At 56.0% G+C, this 21,622-nt stretch carries 22 protein-coding genes; 19 read left to right on the forward strand and 3 right to left on the reverse strand.

Features of this window, described 5'->3' with window-relative positions:
• Positions 1 to 2: 2 nt before the first annotated feature.
• Genes RYB66_RS08070 through RYB66_RS08095 form a run of 6 tightly spaced genes read left to right on the forward strand, consistent with a single transcriptional unit; the run spans position 3 to position 6,221 of the window.
• The gene (locus RYB66_RS08070) at positions 3 to 749 is read left to right on the forward strand and encodes a TIGR03759 family integrating conjugative element protein (RefSeq protein ID WP_016567472.1); all 747 of its coding nucleotides are present in this window, start codon (positions 3 to 5) and stop codon (positions 747 to 749) included.
• Positions 734 to 1,291 (forward strand): transglycosylase SLT domain-containing protein, encoded by a 558-nt coding sequence (locus RYB66_RS08075; protein WP_074952376.1) that lies wholly within the window; start codon positions 734 to 736, stop codon positions 1,289 to 1,291. Before RYB66_RS08070 ends, RYB66_RS08075 begins: the two co-directional genes overlap by 16 nt.
• Positions 1,288 to 1,794, forward strand: a complete 507-nt coding sequence (locus tag RYB66_RS08080; RefSeq protein WP_003435734.1) for an integrating conjugative element protein — start codon at positions 1,288 to 1,290, stop codon at positions 1,792 to 1,794. The genes RYB66_RS08075 and RYB66_RS08080 overlap by 4 nt, the downstream gene beginning before the upstream one ends.
• An 11-nt stretch (positions 1,795 to 1,805) precedes the next feature.
• Positions 1,806 to 3,965, forward strand: a complete 2,160-nt coding sequence (gene traD, locus RYB66_RS08085; RefSeq protein ID WP_087677435.1) for a type IV conjugative transfer system coupling protein TraD — start codon at positions 1,806 to 1,808, stop codon at positions 3,963 to 3,965.
• 39 nt (positions 3,966 to 4,004) lie between these two features.
• Positions 4,005 to 4,754: a TIGR03747 family integrating conjugative element membrane protein gene (locus tag RYB66_RS08090; protein WP_003425101.1), complete on the forward strand. Its 750-nt coding sequence runs from the start codon at positions 4,005 to 4,007 to the stop codon at positions 4,752 to 4,754.
• Positions 4,755 to 4,763: 9 nt separating this feature from the next.
• Positions 4,764 to 6,221: a UvrD-helicase domain-containing protein gene (locus tag RYB66_RS08095; RefSeq protein ID WP_083181163.1), complete on the forward strand. Its 1,458-nt coding sequence runs from the start codon at positions 4,764 to 4,766 to the stop codon at positions 6,219 to 6,221.
• Between the two features lie 23 nt (positions 6,222 to 6,244).
• Here the strand turns inward: RYB66_RS08095 and RYB66_RS08100 are convergent, their stop codons facing one another.
• Positions 6,245 to 6,676 (reverse strand): hypothetical protein, encoded by a 432-nt coding sequence (locus tag RYB66_RS08100; RefSeq protein ID WP_074952385.1) that lies wholly within the window; start codon positions 6,674 to 6,676, stop codon positions 6,245 to 6,247.
• Positions 6,677 to 6,844: 168 nt separating this feature from the next.
• On the opposite strand from RYB66_RS08100, the gene RYB66_RS08105 reads away from it, so the two are divergent.
• Positions 6,845 to 7,159: a DUF4177 domain-containing protein gene (locus RYB66_RS08105; protein WP_054994234.1), complete on the forward strand. Its 315-nt coding sequence runs from the start codon at positions 6,845 to 6,847 to the stop codon at positions 7,157 to 7,159.
• Between the two features lie 57 nt (positions 7,160 to 7,216).
• Here RYB66_RS08105 and RYB66_RS08110 read toward each other — a convergent pair whose 3' ends face one another.
• Positions 7,217 to 8,164, reverse strand: coding sequence for a DUF2971 domain-containing protein (locus RYB66_RS08110; protein WP_236534903.1), 948 nt, complete (start codon positions 8,162 to 8,164; stop codon positions 7,217 to 7,219).
• A 250-nt stretch (positions 8,165 to 8,414) separates the two neighbouring features.
• On the opposite strand from RYB66_RS08110, the gene RYB66_RS08115 reads away from it, so the two are divergent.
• Genes RYB66_RS08115 through RYB66_RS08170 form a run of 12 tightly spaced genes read left to right on the forward strand, consistent with a single transcriptional unit; the run spans position 8,415 to position 17,710 of the window.
• Positions 8,415 to 8,777, forward strand: a complete 363-nt coding sequence (locus RYB66_RS08115; RefSeq protein ID WP_074952394.1) for an RAQPRD family integrative conjugative element protein — start codon at positions 8,415 to 8,417, stop codon at positions 8,775 to 8,777.
• Entirely contained in the window at positions 8,774 to 9,013 is a 240-nt protein-coding gene (locus RYB66_RS08120; protein ID WP_074952398.1) for a TIGR03758 family integrating conjugative element protein, read from the forward strand. The genes RYB66_RS08115 and RYB66_RS08120 overlap by 4 nt, the downstream gene beginning before the upstream one ends.
• 19 nt (positions 9,014 to 9,032) lie before the next feature.
• The gene (locus RYB66_RS08125; RefSeq protein ID WP_074952401.1) at positions 9,033 to 9,401 is read left to right on the forward strand and encodes a TIGR03745 family integrating conjugative element membrane protein; all 369 of its coding nucleotides are present in this window, start codon (positions 9,033 to 9,035) and stop codon (positions 9,399 to 9,401) included.
• 15 nt (positions 9,402 to 9,416) lie between these two features.
• Positions 9,417 to 9,809 carry a TIGR03750 family conjugal transfer protein gene (locus tag RYB66_RS08130; RefSeq protein ID WP_003435722.1) on the forward strand — a complete coding sequence of 131 codons (393 nt, stop codon included), beginning with the start codon at positions 9,417 to 9,419 and terminating at the stop codon, positions 9,807 to 9,809.
• Positions 9,806 to 10,474, forward strand: a complete 669-nt coding sequence (locus RYB66_RS08135) for a PFL_4703 family integrating conjugative element protein (RefSeq protein ID WP_024960171.1) — start codon at positions 9,806 to 9,808, stop codon at positions 10,472 to 10,474. The genes RYB66_RS08130 and RYB66_RS08135 overlap by 4 nt, the downstream gene beginning before the upstream one ends.
• A complete protein-coding gene (locus RYB66_RS08140) occupies positions 10,471 to 11,394 on the forward strand; it encodes a TIGR03749 family integrating conjugative element protein (RefSeq protein ID WP_074845320.1) in 924 nt (307 codons plus the stop codon). The genes RYB66_RS08135 and RYB66_RS08140 overlap by 4 nt, the downstream gene beginning before the upstream one ends.
• Positions 11,384 to 12,868, forward strand: coding sequence for a TIGR03752 family integrating conjugative element protein (locus RYB66_RS08145; RefSeq protein WP_316894211.1), 1,485 nt, complete (start codon positions 11,384 to 11,386; stop codon positions 12,866 to 12,868). Before RYB66_RS08140 ends, RYB66_RS08145 begins: the two co-directional genes overlap by 11 nt.
• Positions 12,846 to 13,301, forward strand: coding sequence for a TIGR03751 family conjugal transfer lipoprotein (locus RYB66_RS08150; protein ID WP_003425120.1), 456 nt, complete (start codon positions 12,846 to 12,848; stop codon positions 13,299 to 13,301). Before RYB66_RS08145 ends, RYB66_RS08150 begins: the two co-directional genes overlap by 23 nt.
• Positions 13,301 to 16,309, forward strand: coding sequence for a conjugative transfer ATPase (locus tag RYB66_RS08155; protein ID WP_087677434.1), 3,009 nt, complete (start codon positions 13,301 to 13,303; stop codon positions 16,307 to 16,309). Before RYB66_RS08150 ends, RYB66_RS08155 begins: the two co-directional genes overlap by 1 nt.
• Positions 16,306 to 16,605, forward strand: coding sequence for a hypothetical protein (locus RYB66_RS08160; RefSeq protein ID WP_011267019.1), 300 nt, complete (start codon positions 16,306 to 16,308; stop codon positions 16,603 to 16,605). The genes RYB66_RS08155 and RYB66_RS08160 overlap by 4 nt, the downstream gene beginning before the upstream one ends.
• On the forward strand, positions 16,602 to 17,297 hold the full coding sequence (locus RYB66_RS08165; RefSeq protein ID WP_087677433.1) for a DsbA family protein: 696 nt from the start codon (positions 16,602 to 16,604) through the stop codon (positions 17,295 to 17,297). The genes RYB66_RS08160 and RYB66_RS08165 overlap by 4 nt, the downstream gene beginning before the upstream one ends.
• Positions 17,294 to 17,710 carry a hypothetical protein gene (locus RYB66_RS08170; RefSeq protein ID WP_103392881.1) on the forward strand — a complete coding sequence of 139 codons (417 nt, stop codon included), beginning with the start codon at positions 17,294 to 17,296 and terminating at the stop codon, positions 17,708 to 17,710. Before RYB66_RS08165 ends, RYB66_RS08170 begins: the two co-directional genes overlap by 4 nt.
• Before the next feature lie 26 nt (positions 17,711 to 17,736).
• On the opposite strand, the gene RYB66_RS08175 is transcribed toward RYB66_RS08170, so the two are convergent.
• Positions 17,737 to 21,504, reverse strand: coding sequence for a zinc chelation protein SecC (locus tag RYB66_RS08175; protein WP_122270532.1), 3,768 nt, complete (start codon positions 21,502 to 21,504; stop codon positions 17,737 to 17,739).
• Positions 21,505 to 21,622: the final 118 nt, after the last annotated feature.

Here is a 21,622-nt window from a genome sequence, read left to right on the forward strand (position 1 = left end):
ACATGTCCATTTACACCTTGCGAATGTTCACACTGACGGGAGTGATCCTGCTCTCAGCAACTGGCATGGCCAACGCCGCCAGCAATAGTTCAGCGCAGTCCACCAGTAGAGAGCAGCAGAGCGCTTTGCTGGACAGCCAATCGCAATCGAGCGACGAGATGCTGGCACGAGACTGGAACCTCAGTCCTCAGGAATGGCAGCGCTATCAAACGCTGATGCAGAGTTCACGAGGTGTGTATTCCCCCGGGCTGGATCCGCTAACTGCATTGGGTATCGAAGCCCGCAATGATGAAGAGCGCCGGCGGTATGCAGAGCTCCAGGTCAAAGCCGAGGCGCAGCGCACGGCAAAAGAATTGGCGTATCAACGCGCATATGACGATGCCTTCAAACGCCTCTATCCCAATCTGATGCCCATCGCCAGTTCGGCGTCCCAGGGGGGGACCGCGAGCCCTGCTAACCAGGGCAATGGCCGATTGGCAGTGTTCGTCAAGGACGATTGCCCGGAGTGCTCCGTTCGGGTTAAGGCCCTTCAAGCTCAGAAGCAGCCGTTTGACGTGTACATGGTGGGTAGCCAGAACGACGATGAGCGAATTCGTAACTGGGCGATTGTCTCGGGGATCGACCCTGCGAATGTCAGAACCCGACAAATCACACTCAACCATGACGGTGGACGTTGGCTTGGCCTGAGCTTGGGTGGCGAGTTACCGGCCGTTGTGCGAGAGGTGAATGGGCAATGGCTGCGTCAGTGACGTGGGCAGGCCTTGCCCTGCTGTGCTTCGCGTTGACAAGCCGTGCAGCCGAGCTTCCGCCGCCGGCTTATCAACTGGCTGCTCACGCCGCGAACATTCCGTCGGAAGTGCTCTACTCGGTGGCACTGCAGGAAAGCGGGACGCCACTGCGGGGCCAACTGGTCCCGTGGCCTTGGACGCTGAACGTTGCCGGCGCAAGTTATCGTTTTGCAACCCGTGCCGATGCCTGCACCGCACTTATCATCGCACTCGCGCAGGCGGGTCCCAAGCGGGTCGACGTCGGATTAGGTCAGGTCAACATGGGCTGGAACGGCCAGAGATTTAAATCAAGCAATCCGTGCGACGCGCTCAATCCCTACAAGAACCTCGATGTAGCTGCCCAGATGCTCGCCGAACTGCGCGCGCTTGGCGGTGACTGGATCACCGTAGCCGGACGCTATCACCGGCCTGCCGGCGGCGCTCCAGCCGCCAATTACCGCAAGGCCTTTGCCAAACATCTCAGCCGGGTAACCGGCATCCAAATGCTGGTGACCAATCCATGACCCGATCAGTGATCCTCGGCGCAGCGCTCTGCCTGCCATTTATGATCTGCCAAGCTGCAGAGCTCACCGTGGTTGAAGACAAAGGTGGTGACTCAGCGCTGCCTTACTATCGATCTCTCAATCCCGAGCCGTCCTCTTCTGTCTCAAATGACCTGACCTCGCAACTGGATCCTGTAGCAGCACAGGGCTTGCCGGTACGCACCACTCGAATGACTCCGGGGACAGTTCAGGGCCGAATCATCAACGCGCCAGGCCTGCAGCCTTTGTTCCTGATCGGTGACGATGAAACATCACGCCGATGGCTACAAGAACGCGGTGCGGTGCTGAAGCAGATGCAGGCCGTAGGACTGGTGGTCAACGTGGCCACACAAGAACGACTTGCCGTAGTCAGGAGTTGGTTGCCCGACGCGCTCGTGTCCCCCGCATCAGGTGACGAGCTTTCTCAACGACTCGGCCTGAATCACTATCCGGTGTTGATCACCCCAACCGCCATCGAGCAATAGGAGGTCGGATTATGGCTCACGATTACGCCATTGAATCACTGCTCAGACCCGCCGTAGAGCTGTACACCGTGTACGTGTGCGCTGCAGGTGCATTCCTGTGCGTGTTCGCTCCCTGGGCGTTTGCGCTTACTCCGCTGTTCGGCATCGTGACCTCCGCGGGCTTTCTCGCTTTGGGTTTAATGCGTCTGAAACAAGCATGGCAGGTGCTGCGCTATCGCCGAAACATCCGTCGACTGCCTCATTACACGATGACCAGTAAAGAAGTGCCGGTCAGCAATCAACGTCTCTTCATCGGTCTTGGCTTTCGCTGGCAGCAGCGCCATACCCAGCGGCTGATGGACACTTACCTGCCGAAGTACGCCAGCTACGTTGAAGCTACCCCCCTTTTCCGCGCAGCGCGTCGTTTTGAGGAAAGAGCTGAGTTCGCCCCATACCCGGTCCGGCTTCTGGCCAGAGCCACATCATGGGACGTGCCCATCAATCCTGTGCGACCTCTGCCCCCCGTCGGCGGTTTGCCAAGGCTGCACGGCATCGAGCCATACGAGGAGAACGTCTCTCTCCCTTTGGGTGAGCGAGTAGGCCATTCAATTGTCCTGGGCACTACCCGTGTCGGAAAAACGCGCCTGGCTGAATTGTTCATCACTCAGGACATTCGGCGTAAAAAACACGGCCAGCATGAAGTCGTTATCGTCTTCGACCCGAAGGGCGACGCCGATCTGCTCAAGCGCATGTATCTCGAAGCCAAACGCGCCGGACGCCTGAATGAATTCTATGTGTTCCACCTGGGCTGGCCGGATCACTCGGCACGCTACAACGCCGTAGGACGTTTTGGTCGGATTTCGGAGGTGGCCACCCGGATCGCTGGCCAACTCTCCGGCGAAGGAAACTCGGCAGCATTCCGTGAATTCGCCTGGCGTTTCGTGAACATCATCGCAAGAGCCCTGGTCGCACTGGGCCGCCGACCTGACTACCTCCAGATCCAGCAGCACGTGATCAACATCGAAGGGATTTTCCAGGAGTATGCCTCTAAATACTTTGATGAATCTGATCCAAAGGCCTGGGAGGCGATCGTCGCCATTGAGGGCAAGCTCAACGACAAAAACGTACCGTTCAACATGAAGGGTCGGCCGTTCCGCGTGGTGGCCATCGATCAATACCTGTCTCAGACGCGCGTGGCAGATCCAGTGATGGATGGACTGCGCAGCGCGGTCCGCTACGACAAGACCTATTTCGACAAGATCGTCGCCTCGCTGCTGCCACTGCTTGAGAAGCTGACAACAGGCCGCATGGCGGAACTGATCTCGCCGGACTATCAGGACGTGAACGATCCTCGACCGATCTTTGACTGGATGCAGGTGGTCCGCAAAAAGGCCGTGGTTTATATCGGCCTGGACGCCTTGTCGGACACAGAGGTCGCCGCTGCCGTCGGCAACTCTATGTTCTCCGACCTGGTCTCGGTCGCTGGCCATATCTACAAGTTCGGTGTCGACGACGGACTACCGGGCGGCGTCCCTGGCACCAAAGTGCCTATCAACCTCCATGCCGATGAGTTCAACGAGCTGATGGGTGAGGAATTCATTCCGATGATCAACAAGGGTGGTGGTGCCGGCATGCAGGTGACTGCCTACACCCAGACAATGAGCGATATCGAAGCGAAGATCGGCAACAAGGCCAAGGCTGGCCAGGTGATCGGTAACTTCAACAACGTGTTCATGCTGCGCGTCCGCGAAACGTCCACCGCCGAGCTGCTGACAAACCAGTTGCCTAAGGTTCAGGTTTTCACATCCACCCCGGCCAGCTCGGCGAATGACAGTGCAACGGGCAGTACCGCGTTCACGTCCTCCAGTCATGACCAAGTTCAGCAGGTCAGCGTGCCAATGATTGAGCCAGCGCATGTCGTCGGCCTCCCCAAGGGCCAATGCTTTGCTCTCATGGAGGGCGGCAATCTGTGGAAAATAAGAATGCCTTTGCCCGGGCATGATCCTGATGAGGTGATGCCGGCAGATCTGCAGGCCTTGGCGGAAAGCATGCGTCAGACGTATCAGGTGGGCAAGGTCGACGACACTGGCTGGTGGTCAGCGCCTGGTTATCAGACGCTCAACGAGTCGCTGCCTGCAGATCTGCTCGACGACTTCAAAAAAATCGGTGCTGCACCTGAGGATGCGGCATGACTCTCGGCGGGTTGAGCGATCGGCAAGGGGGCATCTGATATGGCTGACGTTGCCGATCGCGCGAAACAGCAACAAGACCACGAACAGTCGTTCATAGGATCTCTTTTCACCCTGCCCTTCCGATTCGCGGCAGTGATGTTCCTCTCTCTGGGGGGAGCCATCATCGTCGAATGGATCTGCATGTACTTTTTCTGGCCGGAGGCCGGTTGGCAGCATGCTCGTGCAATGCTCGATCATGAACTCAGCTGGCTCTCCAAGGGGTTCCTGCAGAGTGTGGTTGTTCAAGAGCCAGGCCGAACGGCGACATGGCTGGTTCAAACCACATATGACTGGCTGGTGGTCAAGACCGGGCTTCAGGACTGGGTTCAACACACCTCTGATTATGCTGCGACAGGACAACGATCACGCGGTTTCGATATGCGCTACATGCTCGGCGTGGGAGTCAGCAAGTTTCAGGATTACGGCCTTGCGGCGCTCTACACGACACTGGTGTTTTGCGTGCGCCTGGTGATCCTGACCCTCGCAATCCCGTTATTTGTGATGACGGCGTTTGTTGGTTTTGTGGACGGACTGGTACGCAGAGACTTGCGGCGGTTCGGTGCCGGCCGCGAGTCCAGCTACCTATATCACAAAGCTCGAGCAACGATGGTGCCGCTGGTGATCATCCCCTGGAGCCTCTACCTGGCTCTGCCATTCAGCGTGAGCCCATTGTTGGTGCTCCTGCCATGCGCAGCACTGCTCGGCCTGGCGGTCAGCATTACGGCGTCCAGCTTCAAAAAATACCTTTAGGTGCCCTCCATGCAATGGACAGAAGAACAACTGCCAGCTATTCACTCCTTCGCGAAGAAGCTACTGGTCCAGGCATTTGCCGGTACCGGGAAGACAACGACACTCGTCGGTTACGCCACGCATAATTCGTCGGTCAAAATGCTGTACCTCTGCTACAACAAAGCCGTTGAGATCGCGGCAAAGAACCGTTTTCCACGCAACGTGACCTGCAAAACAGCTCACGGCCTTGCCTACGCTGTCTATGGCAGCCAGTACAAACACAAGCAGGCTGGCAATCTGCGTTTGACCGACATCGCGAGGACGATCAATACCCAGGATTGGGAGCTGGCCAAAGACATCGTTTCGACCCTCAATGCTTTCATGGCCAGCAAAGATCTGGAGCTGCTGGAAGACCACTTTGTGCGATTCCAGAGCAACCGCAGACTGACCTCGGTCCAGCAGCAGTACATGAGTAAAGCGCTCAACCTGACCAGAGGCGTTTGGGAGAAGATGGTCGATATCAACGATCGCTCAGTCCCCATGACGCACGATGGCTATCTGAAGCTGTACCAGATGAGCCAGCCAGATCTGAGCCAGCGTTTCGGTGCGATTTTGCTCGACGAAGGGCAGGACGTGAACCCGGTCATCGCGAACCTGGTCCAGATCCAAACAATAACTCAAGTCACTGTAGGTGATCGGCATCAGCAGCTGTATCGGTTCAGAGGCGCTGTGGATGCTTTAAACAGCCCGGCGATGAAGGACGCAGAGAAACACTTCCTGACTCAGAGCTTCAGATTTGGACCGGCAGTTGCCTACGTGGCCAACGTCATCCTTTCCTTCAAGGGTGAAAAGATCCCCCTGCAAGGCCTGGGACAGCCGACGTTGGTGAAACGAGCCTTACCGGACGACCTCCCTCACCGCACCTACCTGCACCGTACTGTGAGCGGTGTGATCGAGAACGCGCTGCGCCTGGTCAACCAAAACCACCGCATGCAGTGGATCGGAGGGATCGACAGCTATTCCTTGCGCGATCTGGAGGACCTGTTCTATTTCAGCCGGCATATGAATGACCAGGTCCAACAGCGCAAATTGCTGACCGACTATGCCGATTACGACCAGTATGTCGTGATCGCGAAGGCCACGCAGGATCCTGAGATGCTGCGGTCGATCAAAATCATCGAAAACTATGCAGATCTGCCCCAACGCATCGAGCAGCTGCGTGCTGCATCTGTCACGTCGGAGCTCGATGCAACCGTGACCCTTACCACCGCGCACAGAGCCAAAGGTCTGGAGTGGGACTTCGTTGGACTTTATGACGACTTTTCTGCGGATCCGCTTTCACCTGACATCGACGCAGGCAAACGCGACGATGAGCTGAACCTTCTATACGTCGCTGTCACACGAGCCATGAAGATTCTTGCCGTCAACTCGCTGGTGATCGACATCATGCAGCGCTTCAAAGACATGAAGCAGCGCTCGAAACCTTGATGCGCTGCCCCATCCCCAACCAACTACTTCTTATGACGCAAGTCTTCTTCGGTCAGAGCCAAGAAGCCAGGTTCTACACCGCTATGCGCTACAACGCTTTCGAAGCTCGCGTGTGTCCAATCCGGTTTACGTTCGGAATCAAGGGTAACGATTGCCCACGAACCGTCTGGTGAGATGCCAAGACCCGGGGCATATCGTTCGATCCAAACAGAACGCTCAAGAATTTTATCCATTGACGAAAGCGCCTTGGGAAGGGCTTTTTCAGAATCAAGACGCTTAACAACACCATACATGATGTCCTCAATGACGTTTGTAACTGACGTGCCATTGTAGTCACGAAGTTGAGCTATCAGACAGACAAGGAACCCGTCATCCTTGATACGCACACGAACAAAACATGCTCCCATGGAGTGGAAGCCTTTGTACTCAAAATTGTGATATTCCAGCGTCTGCATTCCCAACGTTCCCTTTGAATATAACTGCGTAGACCGGCTCATGACCGGCGTAGTAAATATCTCACTACCTATACCATTTTCCAAATGGAATAGGTTTGGCGCTTCGCCCAGCGCTTAGAGACTGCAAAAATGAACTGGCCTTCCCCATCTACTCGCAGCAGGTATCCGATGACACTCTATGAATACACCCAGACCTTCGTCCCCCTTCCCTACAAAACCGTGACCAGCGGCATGTTGATGTTCAAGTCGATAGATGAGACGACCCAGCCGGATGTTGAGAGGTATCTGAGCGACCCAGAAACTCTGGCCGTGTTGAATCGACATGGCAGAGAAGGATGGGAGCTGGTGAGCGTTCAGCAGATCAATCGCGGCCGTGAGCAAATTGGCAACCAAAACGCCCAAGGCTGGGCGCTTGGTTACACTCTCAGTACGGGCTTCCTTTTCTTTTTCAAACGCTGCGTGAGAATTCAACAAGTCGAATAATGGGACTTCGACCTGCTTTCTGGCGATAAATGACTTGAAGGGAGTGTCGCGGGCCTCCTAAACGTCATGAGCATCGTCCAAGTCGTCAAGAAGCCATGAATAATCTTGATCAAGCATAGGTCTCATCGAGTCGTCGAAATGAATTCTCGCGCGTTTGAGCTTAAAGTTGGACGTCGGCTCGGTTATTTTCCAAAATTTTATGGTCGATTTTTCCCCACCCAGCATCGACATGGTCGACTCGAAAATTGCTGAAGGACAGTTCATACCAAATGTGACGGATTTGACGGGGAATGGGCTACGGTCTAACCCGATGGGAGCGAGTAACCTCCATTCTTTCTCGTATCTCCACTCGCCCGACTTTGTGAGTAGGGAGGCCCTCTCGACCTCGAGCTGCGACTGCACGTCACCATCCTGCAACCACCGGAGAATTGCGTCGGCTAGTATTTCACGGCTCTGGCCATACACGACTTTATGGATACGCGTCGATTTGAGATCCGAAGTGTCGTACTCAATGCACACACCTCGATGCTGCTGCCCATAGTGTGACCACATCAATGGGCTTGTCGCATTCGCACTGAGGCAAAGAACGCCCGTGGCAAGTGTGTCTTTGACTTCACTCTGAATCAGCGTCAACAGCTCACGTTGATAATAGCCTGCCTGATCGGTGATCTCTGGATCCGTCGCCATATACTCTATGCCACGAATAGCATCCTGTACCTCGGTCTCCCCGAGTCGAGCTCGGTGCAAGTCGAGTCTTTGCCCCTTCAATTTTAAGCGTTTCAGCGCTGCAGAGGACTCCTTCTCTACGCGCCTAATGACCATTAACTTTAGAAGCAATTTCAGTCTTTCAATGCTTTGGTTACCAGCGATTACGACAGGCCGGCAATCTAATGGATCGTTGAACGTCCCTGGATCAGCGTAAAAAACCTTTCCGTGATACAGCTGCTCTACCATACGATCACTGAAACTTAGATATTTGTACAAGCTTGCTGGCGCTTTACCCATCACATCAATAACTCCAATCAGTCCCTATGAAGCTCTCCGCAGCATGTCTGCTCCGACTCAACATTGAGAGCGCTGCATGCTGTGCATTAAAGCCTCGCCAAACGATTTTCTCCATTGAATCTCTGGCCGGACGCGCAGTTAGCAGGCCAACCTAAACCCCCTCAGACCTAAAAAGGGTTTCATACTGATTCCATCCGGGCCGATGGTCATGCTGTGTACATAGATTCCTACAGCTTCCAAGGCCCGCGACGTGAAAATCAAACTCCCCGCGATCAAACCAGCGTTTTCAAGCGTGCAGATCTGCCTGTCTGCAGTCCTCATATGCACACCGCTGCTTTCCTCGCATGCCCGAGCAGCCGGCACGGCTTCCGAGCAAGCCAATGTGGAAGTAATGATTCGCCAGCTCAATGCGCTAGAGGCCGTTGCACAGCGCAGCGTTGACCTGCCCAGTGAATCGGCTCAGCGCTATCACCTGGATTACTCCAGGTTAGTCAGCGACATAGCTCGCATCCGCCAGGGCCTGCAGGACTATCTGACTCCCTCCCGGGCTCAGCCCCGCGACCCCGTCGAGATATCAGGCCATTACAACGTCAGCGGTGATCACACGCCATGACGATGTCCTCAACCCAGACCAGTGCCTTTCAGGCCGCTGCCGGATTTTCACCAGCCAGCAGCAACACGCTGTGGACCGGAATTGCGATGGGCATCCTCCTGCTATGGGGCGTCTGGGTTCTTCTAAGCATTTATCGCGGCTGGGCAACCCGAAACCTCGATAGATCGGCTGCTGCCGCTTCTGCCGCTCGCTGGGCCGTGCTGTTCATGGTTATGACTTTCATGCTGTTGAGTTGATTTTTCCAAGGAGATAAAGATGACGCTGTATTCATTGTTCACTCAGGCACGTGCCTTTTTGAAACGCCGGCCTTTTTCGGTCCTGCTGATGGCCGCTACCCCTGGCACTAGTTTTGCCGCCCTACCGGGTGCCCAAGCCCCCACGCGCGGCACTGGGACCAGCTTCCTGCAGACCTTCCAAAACTATGCCTACGACGGCTTCATGCTGCTGGGTCTCTGTTTGTGCGCGTTCGGCATCGTTCTGGTGGGGCGACATGCGCTGGGCGTCTACCACGAGATCCACATGGGCAAAGCCAAATGGGCTGACTTGGGCAGTACCGCTGTAGTCGGTGTTTGCTTGATCGGCGTCACGATCTACCTGGTCACCACCGCTACCAACATCCTTTAAGTCGTAGAGGCTCCCATGACTGAGCTCCAGCAAGATCAGCATGAAGACGGCACCCTGCGTTTTCTGCCCAGTCGCTTGAATAACCAGCCCGTGGTGATTGGTGGTCTTACGGCGGATGAGATGTGGGCGACCGTATTCGGCTGCAGCGGCATAGGCTTTGTGATTGGTCTGCCGCTGGCATTCATCATCACACCGTCAATGCCCGTGGTGTGCGCCCTGATAGGAGGAGTTTTGGGACTGCTCATCGCATCTCGGGTCTTGCGACGCCTCAAACGCGGTAGACCGGAGACATGGATCTACCGCAGGGTCCAGCTCCAGACGGCAATGCTCGGCCCGACCTCATTCAACAAAGCCAACCTGGTACTTCGATCAGGCAACTGGACTTGCCGCCGGAGCGAGCAACAATGAGCCGTTTCTTGAAATTGGCCGACTCCCAACGTGCCCACATCAACAGCTTGAGGATAGCGATTGTCTTGATCGCGCTGGTGGCAGCAGGCCTTGGTTTCGGCTGGTGGAGTGCGCCGAAGCAATTGACCGTTCACGTTCCGCCAGATCTGCGGTCTGGAAGCACGCGAATGTGGTGGGATGTCCCTCCACAATCGGTATACACATTCGGCCTGTACATCTTTCAGCAAATGAACCGGTGGCCGGTCGACGGCGAGCAGGATTACCAGGCAAATATCACCCGTCTGGATGCTTACATCACGCCATCTTGCAAGCATTACCTGCAGAGTGATTTTGAACTGCGCAGGTCTAGCGGTGAGCTACGCAAGCGCGTCCGGGGCGTGTACGAAATTCCAGGTCGAGGCTATGGAGATTCCCCAGAGATCAGGACGGTGACCAACTCTATCGACGATTGGACTGTGACGCTCGATATAACAGCAGACGAGTATTACGGCGGGCAGTTGGTCAAGCGTGCCCTCGCGAGATATCCACTCCACGTTGTACGTATGGACGTCGACCCTGAAACCAATCCCTTCGGTTTGGCTTGGGACTGCTACAACGGCGCACCACAACGCATCGAGGGCAATGTTGAAGCTCCCGCAACTCCGTCGAAAGGAGTCTTCAAATGAGCGTTTTGCGAGTAATCACATGCTCGACATTACTGGCGGTGTTGGCTGGCAACGCCCAAATCGCCTCGGCGGTCGAGATTCTCCGCTGGGAGCGGTTGCCACTGGCTATTCCACTGCGCATCAATCAGGAACGCATCGTCTTCGTTGATCAGAATGTTCGTGTTGGACTCCCGCGTTCGCTGACTGAAAAGCTGCGGGTGCAGAGTACGGGGGGCGCGATCTACCTATATGCGAAGGAAGCGATAGAGCCAACTCGACTTCAGCTGCAGAACGCCAAGACCGGTGAGATCATTCTGGTCGACATCGCTGCTACAGAGGCATCTACGGATCAAACGCCGCTCGAGCCGGTGAAGATAGTCGAAGGTGAAACATCATCAGCACGCTATGGAGGGGCTGCTACAGCACGCTCAGCCAAGGCCACTACGAAGAACACGGACTCAACCAGCCGTTCAAGCGATGAAGACGATGAACCAGAGGAAGTGGTCAAGCGAGAAACGCCCGTCCCAGTCGTCCTCACCCGCTATGCAGCCCAGATGCTCTATGCGCCGTTGCGCACCGTTGAGCCTGTAGACGGCATCGCCCAGGTGAAGGTTGAGCGCAGCCTTGATCTGGCGACCTTGCTTCCCACTCTACCTGTGAAGTCCACACCCTTAGGCGCATGGCGTCTGGATGATTTTTGGGTGACTGCCGTGAAGCTGCAGAATCAGACGGCGCAGCGGATCACGCTTGATCCTCGAGAGCTCATGGGTGAATTCGTCACTGCAGCGTTCCAACATCCTTATCTTGGATCACGCGGCGATGCTAGTGACACCACGACCTTGTACCTGGTCACGCGGGGACACGGGCTGACACAGGCGGCCGTATTCTCGGCGACCCAAGCAGATCCGCGTGCAGCGCAAGGAGCGAAGCATGAAAGGTAATCCGCTGCTCAAGTACCTGGTGATTCCATTCCTCCTGCTTGTGATTTTCGTCGGCATCAAATCACTGGGAAGTGCCCCCGCACCAAGTACCGAAACCCCTGCTCCAAAACTGACGGCTGAGCAAGCCAAAGCCCTGGGTGTGGAAGGCGACACGCCGAGCGATACGCTGCGCACGGTCGTCGCTGAAGGACGCGAGCTCAAGCAACAGATCACCGACGTCATCGCACAGAACACTGCGGTCAAACAGGATAACGAGACCCTCAAACAGCGACTGGCAAACATTGATCAGACAGTCGACCAGCGCCTTAAAAACGCCCAGGAACAGTTCAAGCTGGATAGTCAGCAGCAACAGCAGAGCGTGTTGGAGGGCTTGCGCAAACAGATGGATGAACTGACCCGAATGGGACAAAACAATAATTCCAATTCGGATTTACCGATTGGGTTAGGTGTTCAGCCTGGTGATGGCCAACAGTTCAAATCGGAAACAAACGGTTCAGACATCGTGTGGATCGATCCACAGGACGCGACGGCCCTGGATAGCAATGGCAAACCGATCACTGCCGGCAATAGCGTCCCCGCGAGCGCCTACAGCTTTCCTACAGCCTTCGGCGAGTCCGTGGACCGAGGACAGAAAGCGCTCACGACAGGTGCTCAGTCTGTCCGCGATGACATGGGTGGCCAGCAACAGGAGCGTAAGAAGGTACGACGTGCCTACACCCTCCCTCAAAACTCGACGTTGATGGGCTCGGTGGCCATGTCCGCGTTGATCGGCCGGGTTCCTGTTGATGGGACGGTTAATGACCCCTACCCGTTCAAGGTGCTGATCGGTCCGGACAACCTGACTGCCAATGGCATCGACCTTCCTGACGTAACCGGTGCGGTGGCCAGCGGTACAGCGTCCGGCGACTGGACCCTCTCATGCGTGCGTGGGCAAATCAAAAGTCTGACCTTCGTGTTTACCGACGGCACTGTCCGCACGTTGCCGGCACCGGTTCAGGGTGGCAATCAACAGAACAACAACCAGAACAACTCTGGAGACCAACAACCCATCCAGGGTGGCCTTGGCTGGATCAGTGATCCATACGGCATTCCATGTATTGCGGGCGAGCGACGCAGCAATGCGCAGCAGTACATCGGTTCACAAGCCCTCATCACCGCAGCAGGCGCTGGAGCAGCATCGTTGATCAAGACAGAGGGAAGCACCTCCTCATACGTCTCGAACGCTTCTGGGACGCTTGGTAGCACCGGTTTGTCTGGTAACGAGGCGATGGGGAAGATCCTGACCCAAGGAGTCACGGACGTTTCGAGCTGGGTTAACAAACTCTACGGACAAGCGTTCGCGGCCATTTATGTCCTGCCTGGTGCGCAAGTCTCACTGCATATCGATCAAGAGCTGGAAATTGACTACGAACTCAAAGGCCGCAAGGTCAAGTACGCCTCAGGAGCGAACCATGCCAATGCCAACCTGGATTGATCACTTGGGCTCAGCGCGCAGCGCGCTGATGTATTGCCTTCTCACGGCGGGCTTGCTGGCTGGATGCTCGACAAACAAAGAGCAAATGCTGCCGCATGGTCAAAACACCATGATGGACGTTTGGAACCAAGGAACGACCGGTTCGGCGGGAAGCGCTAGTGGCCGGCAGTTGCTCGATGCGCGCTCGGAGTTGCGCCGTCCAATCGATGTACGTGCTACCCAGCCCTTGCAGGACAGCGCGGCCTACACCCGTACCGCTCAAAACGAGATCTACAGCCAGTTCAAACGACTACCCAATCCGGATCTTGTCATGTACGTGTTTCCGCACCTTGCGGGCTCCGATCCAGCACCAGTCCCTGGCTACACCACTGTTTTCCCGCTCTATCAGCGTGTGCAGTACGCCATGCCTGGCGAGCGGGTTGAGGACTACTGATGACTCTTTTTCAACGGCTCAAAAGCCGCGCGCCCCTCAATTCAGCTACGCAGACGGATATAGCGGGCGACCCTCTGCTGAGCGAGCCTGCAGCGGTCGAACTTGAACAGCCTGAAGATGATCTGGTTGAGGATTTGAAAGCCTCAGATCAAAACGATGTGGATGCGGCACTTGAGCGTTACCTAAAGCGACTTGAGGATCAGGGCATACCCGCGCCTGGCGATTGGAGAAACCCGAAGCAGAAGCCTGCCACGGTTGGCGACGTCGCCGCGCTGTACGACGTCAAGCCGAGCTTTGTAGACCTCCTTCCATGGATTGAGTACCTGCCAGCGGAGCAAGCGATGCTGCTTGAGGATGGCAAATCCTTGGCAGCATTCTTCGAACTGACTCCGATCGGCACTGAAGGCCGTGATCCCGACTGGCTTCGCAAGGTGCGCGATGCCCTGGAGAACGCGCTGCAAAATAGTTTTGACGAGCTCGATACCTCACCTTGGGTTGTGCAGTTCTACGCGAAGGACGAAACCAGCTGGGATGACTACCTTCGGAACCTGCGTGAATACATCCGACCACAGGCTAAAGGCAGCCCGTTCTCGGAGCTGTATCTGGATCTGTTCAAGCATCACCTCGATGCAATCGCCAAACCTGGTGGTCTTTTTGAAGACACCACAGTTTCAAAATTGCCTTGGCGTGGCCAGCAGCGCAGAGTGCGGGTAGTCGTGTATCGCCGGGTAGTCGGTGATGCAGCGTTCCGTGGCCAAACCCCTGCCATGCACCTGGACAACATTTGTCAGCGCTTCACAGGAGGTCTGGCCAACGCCGGCATTAAAAGCAAACGGATGGACGGTTACGACATCCGACACTGGCTCCTGCAGTGGTTCAACCCTCACCCCGATCACCTGGGAACGACGCTCAAAGACTTTGATCGCTTCTTTCAACTGGTGAACAAACGCACAGAGGATGCCGGCGAGGATCTTCCACTGGTCACTGGCGACGACTTCGCACAGGGACTCTTTTATCGAGAGCCAAAATCCGACAGTCAAAAAGGCTTGTGGTACTTCGATGGCCAGCCTCACAGAGTCATCATGCTGGATCGGCTGCGCGAAGCCCCGAAGACCGGCCACCTGACTGGCGAAACACGTAAAGGCGGTGATGCCTTGCATGCCCTGTTCGACAAGTTGCCGGAGGACACTGTGTTGGCCATCACCCTGGTCATCACCCCTCAGGACGTGCTGGAGGCTCATCTTGAGAAGCTGGCACGCAAGTCGGTGGGTGACAACCAAGCTTCACTACTCACCCGCGAAGCGGTAAACGATGCCAGGAAACTGATCGGTCGTGAGCACAAGCTGTACCGAGGCAGCATCGCCTTTTACCTCAAGGGAAATGACGAAGCACAGCTCACCGCGCGCAGCATGCAGTTGACCAACGCATTGCTGGGTGCCGGTATGGAACCCGTAGCATCTGACGACGAGGTGGCCCCACTCAACAGCTACCTCCGTTGGCTTCCCGGGAACTTCGACGTCAATCAAAAGCGAGCCATGGACTGGTACGTGCAGATGATGCTCGCCCAGCATGTTGCAAACCTGTGCCCTGTGTGGGGTCGCTCCAGTGGTACCGGGCATCCTGGCATCACGCTATTCAACCGTGGTGGGGCTCCACTGACATTTGATCCATTCAACAAGCTGGATCGTCAGATGAATGCCCACATGTTTCTGTTCGGCCCCACAGGGGCAGGTAAGTCCGCCACGTTGAATAACCTGCTCAACCAGCTCATTGCGGTTTACGCTCCCCGCCTGTTCATCGTCGAGGCGGGTAACAGTTTCGGTCTACTCGGGGATTTCGCGAAAAAGCTTGGGTTGACAGTCAACAGGATCAAGCTAGCCCCGAACTCAGGCGTTAGCCTGGCTCCGTTCGCCGACGCTATTCGCTTGGTAAACACACCGAGCCAGGTCAAGACCTTGGACGCTGATGACTTAGAGAGCTCTGACGAGGACATGAATGCCAAGCCCGATGAAGACGATGATGAACGGGATGTCCTCGGCGAGATGGAAATCGTAGCCCGTTTGATGATCACCGGCGGTGAGGAAAAAGAGGAAGCTCGGCTGACCCGGGCTGACCGCAGCGTAATCCGACAGTGCATCCTTGCAGCGGCCAGAATTTGCTCCGACGCCGATCGCACCGTCCTCACGGAAGATGTCCGTAATGCGTTGCGCACGGCCGGGGAAGACACCTCCATCCCGGAGGGCAGACGCAATCGGATGCTTGAAATGGCCGAAGCCATGGACATGTTTTGCATGGGCGCCGACGGGGAGATGTTCAACCGTACCGGTACGCCTTGGCCTGAGGCAGATCTGACCATCGTCGACTTGGCCACCTACGCACGTGAGGGCTACAACGCCCAGTTGTCGATCGCTTACATCTCGCTGATCAACACCGTGAACAACATAGCGGAGCGTGATCAGTACAAGGGCCGTCCTCTGGTCAACGTGACAGACGAAGGCCACATCATTACCAAAAACCCCCTCCTCGCCCCTTACATTATGAAGATCACCAAAATGTGGCGAAAGCTCGGAGCCTGGTTCTGGCTGGCAACACAGAACATGGATGACTTTCCTCCCTCAACTGCACCAATGCTCAACATGATCGAGTGGTGGATCTGCTTGAACATGCCGCCTGACGAAGTGGAGAAGATCTCCCGTTTCCGTGAGCTCACACCTGCACAGAAGGGCTTGATGCTGTCAGCACGCAAAGAGAGCGGTAAATACACCGAAGGCGTGGTTCTTTCGAAATCGATGGAAGTCCTGTTTCGCGCTGTTCCGCCGAGCCTGTACCTGGCATTGGCCATGACCGAGCCTGAAGAGAAAAAACAGCGTTACGACCTGATGCAGTCCATGGGTGTCGACGAGTTGGGAGCTGCCTTGGAAGTAGCTGCAGATCTCGACCGGAAACGAGGTATTGAACCCCTGAACATTACATTCCCAACACCCCGTGCATTGGAGAACCTGGCATGAGAGCCATGGATGCCCTGACTCAAAACCTGATCGACAGTCTGACTCAAATACTTCAGTGCCCGCAGGAAGACTCCCTGCTCGCATTGAAAATCTGCGCGCCGGTACTGATCGAGCACTTACAAGTCGTCAAACATGTAGCGGTAGATCGCCGAGAGATTCAGTCTCAACTGCACAAAGCTTTGGATCAGTGGCTTGAGCATCACCCTCAGCCTGAAAGCGCCCAGAAAGCTCTTCTGACGCTGCTGGATCAGGAGCTGCTGGCAAAACAGCTCCTCGACAAAGAGGCCTCCGCATGAAGCGACCGACGCGCTGGCAAATCCTCTACTGCATCGGTGCGGTCGCCTTGGCTATCTCACCTTTTCTGCTGACCGAGCTGCAGAATAAGCCTGGCGTCACAGGTGGCCCCGTGGCGCCGGCAGCCGATCAGAAGAGACAAAGTGGCGGATGGGTCTACGGGAGCCGTGAGGCGCGTTTCACCATCATCCAATATGCAGATCTGGAATGCCCCTACTGCAAGGATTACTTCCCACGCCTCAAAGCCTGGATTGATCAGCATCCGGACGTGAATCTTCAGTGGCACCATCTGCCCCTGTCGATGCATGAGCCTGCAGCGAGCTATGAAGCTCGGTGGGCCGAGTGCGCGGGGATCGAGAGAGGCAATGACGCCTTCTGGCTCGCAGTCGAGCTCATTTATCAGCGTACTCGGTCAAACGGTGACGGAACTGCGGGCAATCCGCAGATCCCCGGGCTTGAAGATCGACAGCACTTCATCGATACCTGTGCTGCGAGCAACCCGTCCGTGCAACAGGCAGTCATTAGCCAGGCTCACAAGGCAAGCCAGGACGGCATCACGGCCACACCTACGCTAGTCATCAAGGACAAACAATCTGGCCGCTCGATCAAGCTGCAGGGAGCACCTGACGGTGACGTGCTTCTTTCCGCAATAGATTGGCTAGCTGCGAGGCCGGCCGCTGGTGATCACCAGTGAACACAAACGTCTTTAAGAGCGAAGTATTGGTCAGCTCATGCCACCCAGTCCTAGGTAGAGTGTACTGGAGCTTCGTCTGGAACGGCGACTGCAACTACCCCGACTATTATGGAATCACCGACAGTCGCGATTTCGCAATGCGACTGCCCCAAGGATGGCGCGATCATGATTACCTTAACTGGGCGCACAGATCCCACGTATACAAGGTATTCGATCCAGACAGCTTCAATAGCGACTATGTGCTGGAGTGGCGCGAGGAAGATCCAGATAACGAGGATCAGCCTGCGCAGTGCCAACGTTTGACGGGGCGGTTGGCCAACCTCCAATCAAGAAGTGGTCAAAGCATTGAAGAGTTCAGATACTGGATGTTCCACGCAGATTGGCAGGACATTCCATACCTGAAGCTGGTTTGATTCCTTCCGATAAAACTCCTGCAAAACTACCGTAAGCGTTCGGTGAGGTCGTCTAAGGAGCTATAGGTATGCAGCTGAGCTAGTTCGCGGATGGCCCCGCTGGCAAACTGCATTGGGACCGGGAAGCTGAAGACAACTACGCTTTCCACTGTAAAATCTCCTGCGATGCCAACAAAGGCACCCACTCGGCCCTGATATTCCCGCAGTACACGCACTCGGTCCAAGTGCTTTCTGAGCAGATCACGCTTGCCGTTTACTTCTAAGTTGCGAAAATCGCTTAGCTGTTCGGCAATTTCCCCGTAGGTCTTACGAAACTGCAGGTCCTTGCACTCGATGATGAGGACGCGCTTTTGCTCCGGGCTCCAGGCAAGGACATCAACATCTCCATAGTCACGGTCCAGGCTTTGCTTCAGGATCTTGGTAAGCTTGAGTTCGGCTGCTGTCTGCCAGCCTAGCTCCGTCAGTCGAGCCAGCACCTTCGCATTGAAGGCCATGCCATCTCTATTACGCGCATAGCCTGCGTAGCGTCTCATCGCGCTCCCCAAATGCCGGTCTGGGTAGCTGCCACTGTAGTAGCTCTGCACCGTCGCGGCGAACCCTTCACGCACCAGGCCGGGTGCAAGGATCAGGATAGGGTCGTCCTCAAGGTCGAGTTGGAAGATCGGTCGACGTAATGAACTTAGCCGCCGACGGAAGCGCCAAGGATCGATATCCTTTTGATCGTACCCATGCGGTACATCGGCCCAGGCTCGGCGGGGAGCCAGCACGAAGTGCTCGAGTATCGTTAGCCCCGTCTCGATCGAGTCCGCCATGGTCAATACCTGCGAGCGCCGTATAGCGAGCACTGCCTGCTGCTGGTCGATCCCATAATCCTCGAGGGCATCTAAGAATCGCCGGTAAGCATCCAGATCAACGCCAAATTCCTCCAGCCAGGCTTGGTTAAACTGAGTGTCGACGTCCTGTTGCACGCTTGCCGCGACCTTTGGCTGTTGTAGGTTCTTGTCATAGCGTCGCACCGATGCCTGGTAGCGATAGGCGCTGGTTGCCGAGCCGTAACCTTCCATCACCGTGTCGATAAAATCCTGTTGCACATGAACATCGCCGAGCGGCCGGATGATCACAATCGGCTTCATCAGGTCCCAGCGGATTAAATCCGACCAGCCTCCAATGTGGTAAAGCCGCGACGCCTTAGCCAGCAATTTTGCCAAGTCCAATTTGCCTAGTGGCTTGCACGTGCCCAGAGGCGATTCGCACAGCGCCATTTCCAGCAGGTTTCGGCTTGGCTGGAAGACGGCATTGAGCGTGTACTCATGATCGCGCATAGCACTCAACGCCCCCGTCTGGTTCTCGCGCAAGGCTAGGACTGCTGCGGCTGTACGGTGCCAGCGATCCCGCGAAACACCCGCCACCTCATGATTTTCTAGCACTGCGCGCACCACGCTCTCCCTGTCGAAGCGTCGTAATTGCTCACAAAGATCTCGCTGCAGTTGCCCGACTAACTGCCCAAAGTAGGCAAGGCACTCCGCCTTGCCTGTTATCCGCCCGCCGAGCTCGCGCCCGCGCACTGCCCAGCCCATACCCAAGCAGTCCGCTGCGTCGTCCAGCCGACTAATAGTGATCAGGGAACGACTTGCAAGCTCGGTAATTGCATCGCGATAGCTACGCACCGGAAATACATGGGCGTGCCGCGCCTTAGTGTTCGGCACGATCTGTGTCACAAGTGACTCGACCAGTTCAGACGCCGCACCGGCAAGGGTGACCACGCCTTCTACAAATGCCCGGACCAATGCGCGCTCGGCGATGTTCTCGGGATGGTAGATAGCCTGATCGAGGCCTTGGTCGATTAACAGCTCGACCGTCCGCAACTGTGGGTCCAGCCGACAGGTGATCGCTTCCTTGGCATCTGCTTCGTTGCCCCACTCGGACAGATCTGCGGCCAGAGGCGGGTAGACAAAGACGCACCGCCATAAGATAGGCCCATGGCCAAGTTGCTGCGCCAGCACACGTTCCAGCACCGGCGCGCATCGGACCAACCAGGTGGCCACCATCTTCCAACGATCATAGCTTTCCGTGTCCGGTCCCCCAATGGGAGACGCTAACTCACTCCACCAGCAGCGCTTGGTAGTCAAGAACGCCCCTTTAGGCCGCCCTGGCGCATTGACGCTGCCGTACAGCGGTTGAAGGTCATCCTCGTCGAAGTAGCTAGACTCCTCTTTTCGGATGATAAACCAGGAGCCATCCACGTATTCCCGCGCGTGTTCGTCTGTGGCAAGAAGCGCCCGATGACGAAGATCCAGAAGACCGTTTTGTGTGATTGATACCACAAGGCTGGTTACACTAGCCTCGACCGGGATCTCGGCATGCGGAATCATGTGGCCATTGAGCGCATCCGTCCACGCGCACATATTTAGGAGTCCGTTGGCGTTCTGCAGCCAGACGTTGCTGCCTTTCAGCCGCATCTCAGATTCCCACAACCGCCACAGATCCAGTGTATTGAAACCATTAATATGGCTCAGCGTACAAAGATCGTGGATGGCGATCGCCTCGATCTTCCAGTCCGCTCGTGGCGGTGCGACGAACGACATGCCCATGCCACGTCCGACCCCACAGCAAACTAGCAAAGTGATGCCGCTTTCAAACCCCGCACTCTCGCTCGCCCGTTGCTGGGCTTGCTCCACGATCCGAGAAACATCGGGCGCGACTAACTCGGTCATCTTGTCAACGCCGGTGAAACCGCCATCGGCAAAATTCTGGAGGCTATCTAGCACAAACAACATGTTGAGCCAGCGGCCAGCGTCTACCATACGAGTCAGGTGCGCCAAAGGCGCTGCCTGTTCATTCGTGAATGACAGCGGCTGCCTGGAGGTCAATGGCACCGCATCATGTAGTAACTGGACGTATTCGATGGCCAGGTTGTATCGCAGCGATGCGCGCAAATAAGGAACGCTAAAGCTGCGCAGACACCACCAACGGATGGCTAGAGACACTGCGGTCGGCAACACGAGATACAGGGTATCGCCGACCATTGCCAATGGGCGACGCTCCAAATCAGTATTGCCGAATGATTGCTCGCTCAGCCCCTGCCTGAGCTGGGGAGTGAACATGAATGGGCGTAGATCTTCGACATCTACATCAATTGCCCGCAAGTCTGCGGCAGTAAGTCCGACCCCATTACGTAATTCCGCTGCCTTCGACGCCATTCGCAAAGGCAGGCTAGTGAGGCCCATTTCGGCGCCGCGCAGATTACGGCTAAGTCCCGCCCTTGAGCAGAGCAGATCCGACACCTTCAACAATGCGTGCCCCGCATCGGCTATGACTTTGAAATTCCCCTCGACAGGCATCTCGTCTAGTAAGTTGACAAAACGTTGCAGATAAAAGCCTGCGCCCTCCCAGATGCCTGAGAGGATTCGGTAGTTACCGCGTCTGGAACTGATGTTCTGGACCAGTACGTCCTCCGGAGGATCCTCCAATACACCCACCGCACTACCTGCCACGTGAAAACCGTGCACCATCATTTCTGGAGGCAACGATCGTTTACCATTGCCCGCCGCGATGGCCATGTGAATCAAAAGCTCAATACGTAGACAGTGTTTTTGGCAATCCGCACGAAGCAGCAGCCCACCGAACGCCGCCGCACTTTTCACCGGGCAAAAACCGTCCAGCTTTTTAGGCAGTGGCGAACAAGCTGCCATTAGCGAACCGAGAGATTGTTGGCAGAATCCTTTCGCCATCTCAGTTAGTAATGAGCCATAATCCACTTGGTATGGGCCGAATTCCGGATCCTGCGTGTCCATATTCAATCCTTTGAAGCACCCGTTATAGTTGTGGTTTCGAGCAAACCGCTGGCCAGGGTGGAATTGCACAGCAAGATTCGGATGCACTATGCAAGGCTCGATTGAATAACGCTAGTAG

The organism is Pseudomonas syringae group sp. 243L2 (genome assembly GCF_032587875.1).
GTDB classification, from domain to species: Bacteria; Pseudomonadota; Gammaproteobacteria; order Pseudomonadales; family Pseudomonadaceae; genus Aquipseudomonas; species Aquipseudomonas amygdali.

Coding starts and splice junctions, on each gene's coding strand:
- RYB66_RS08070 (WP_016567472.1), top strand. CDS start 3: ATGTCCATTTACACCTTGCGAATGTTCACACTGACGGGAGTGATCCTG.
- RYB66_RS08075 (WP_074952376.1), top strand. CDS start 734: ATGGCTGCGTCAGTGACGTGGGCAGGCCTTGCCCTGCTGTGCTTCGCG.
- RYB66_RS08080 (WP_003435734.1), top strand. CDS start 1,288: ATGACCCGATCAGTGATCCTCGGCGCAGCGCTCTGCCTGCCATTTATG.
- traD (WP_087677435.1), top strand. CDS start 1,806: ATGGCTCACGATTACGCCATTGAATCACTGCTCAGACCCGCCGTAGAG.
- RYB66_RS08090 (WP_003425101.1), top strand. CDS start 4,005: ATGGCTGACGTTGCCGATCGCGCGAAACAGCAACAAGACCACGAACAG.
- RYB66_RS08095 (WP_083181163.1), top strand. CDS start 4,764: ATGCAATGGACAGAAGAACAACTGCCAGCTATTCACTCCTTCGCGAAG.
- RYB66_RS08100 (WP_074952385.1), bottom strand. CDS start 6,676: ATGCAGACGCTGGAATATCACAATTTTGAGTACAAAGGCTTCCACTCC.
- RYB66_RS08105 (WP_054994234.1), top strand. CDS start 6,845: ATGACACTCTATGAATACACCCAGACCTTCGTCCCCCTTCCCTACAAA.
- RYB66_RS08110 (WP_236534903.1), bottom strand. CDS start 8,164: ATGGGTAAAGCGCCAGCAAGCTTGTACAAATATCTAAGTTTCAGTGAT.
- RYB66_RS08120 (WP_074952398.1), top strand. CDS start 8,774: ATGACGATGTCCTCAACCCAGACCAGTGCCTTTCAGGCCGCTGCCGGA.
- RYB66_RS08125 (WP_074952401.1), top strand. CDS start 9,033: ATGACGCTGTATTCATTGTTCACTCAGGCACGTGCCTTTTTGAAACGC.
- RYB66_RS08130 (WP_003435722.1), top strand. CDS start 9,417: ATGACTGAGCTCCAGCAAGATCAGCATGAAGACGGCACCCTGCGTTTT.
- RYB66_RS08135 (WP_024960171.1), top strand. CDS start 9,806: ATGAGCCGTTTCTTGAAATTGGCCGACTCCCAACGTGCCCACATCAAC.
- RYB66_RS08140 (WP_074845320.1), top strand. CDS start 10,471: ATGAGCGTTTTGCGAGTAATCACATGCTCGACATTACTGGCGGTGTTG.
- RYB66_RS08145 (WP_316894211.1), top strand. CDS start 11,384: ATGAAAGGTAATCCGCTGCTCAAGTACCTGGTGATTCCATTCCTCCTG.
- RYB66_RS08150 (WP_003425120.1), top strand. CDS start 12,846: ATGCCAATGCCAACCTGGATTGATCACTTGGGCTCAGCGCGCAGCGCG.
- RYB66_RS08155 (WP_087677434.1), top strand. CDS start 13,301: ATGACTCTTTTTCAACGGCTCAAAAGCCGCGCGCCCCTCAATTCAGCT.
- RYB66_RS08160 (WP_011267019.1), top strand. CDS start 16,306: ATGAGAGCCATGGATGCCCTGACTCAAAACCTGATCGACAGTCTGACT.
- RYB66_RS08165 (WP_087677433.1), top strand. CDS start 16,602: ATGAAGCGACCGACGCGCTGGCAAATCCTCTACTGCATCGGTGCGGTC.
- RYB66_RS08175 (WP_122270532.1), bottom strand. CDS start 21,504: ATGGACACGCAGGATCCGGAATTCGGCCCATACCAAGTGGATTATGGC.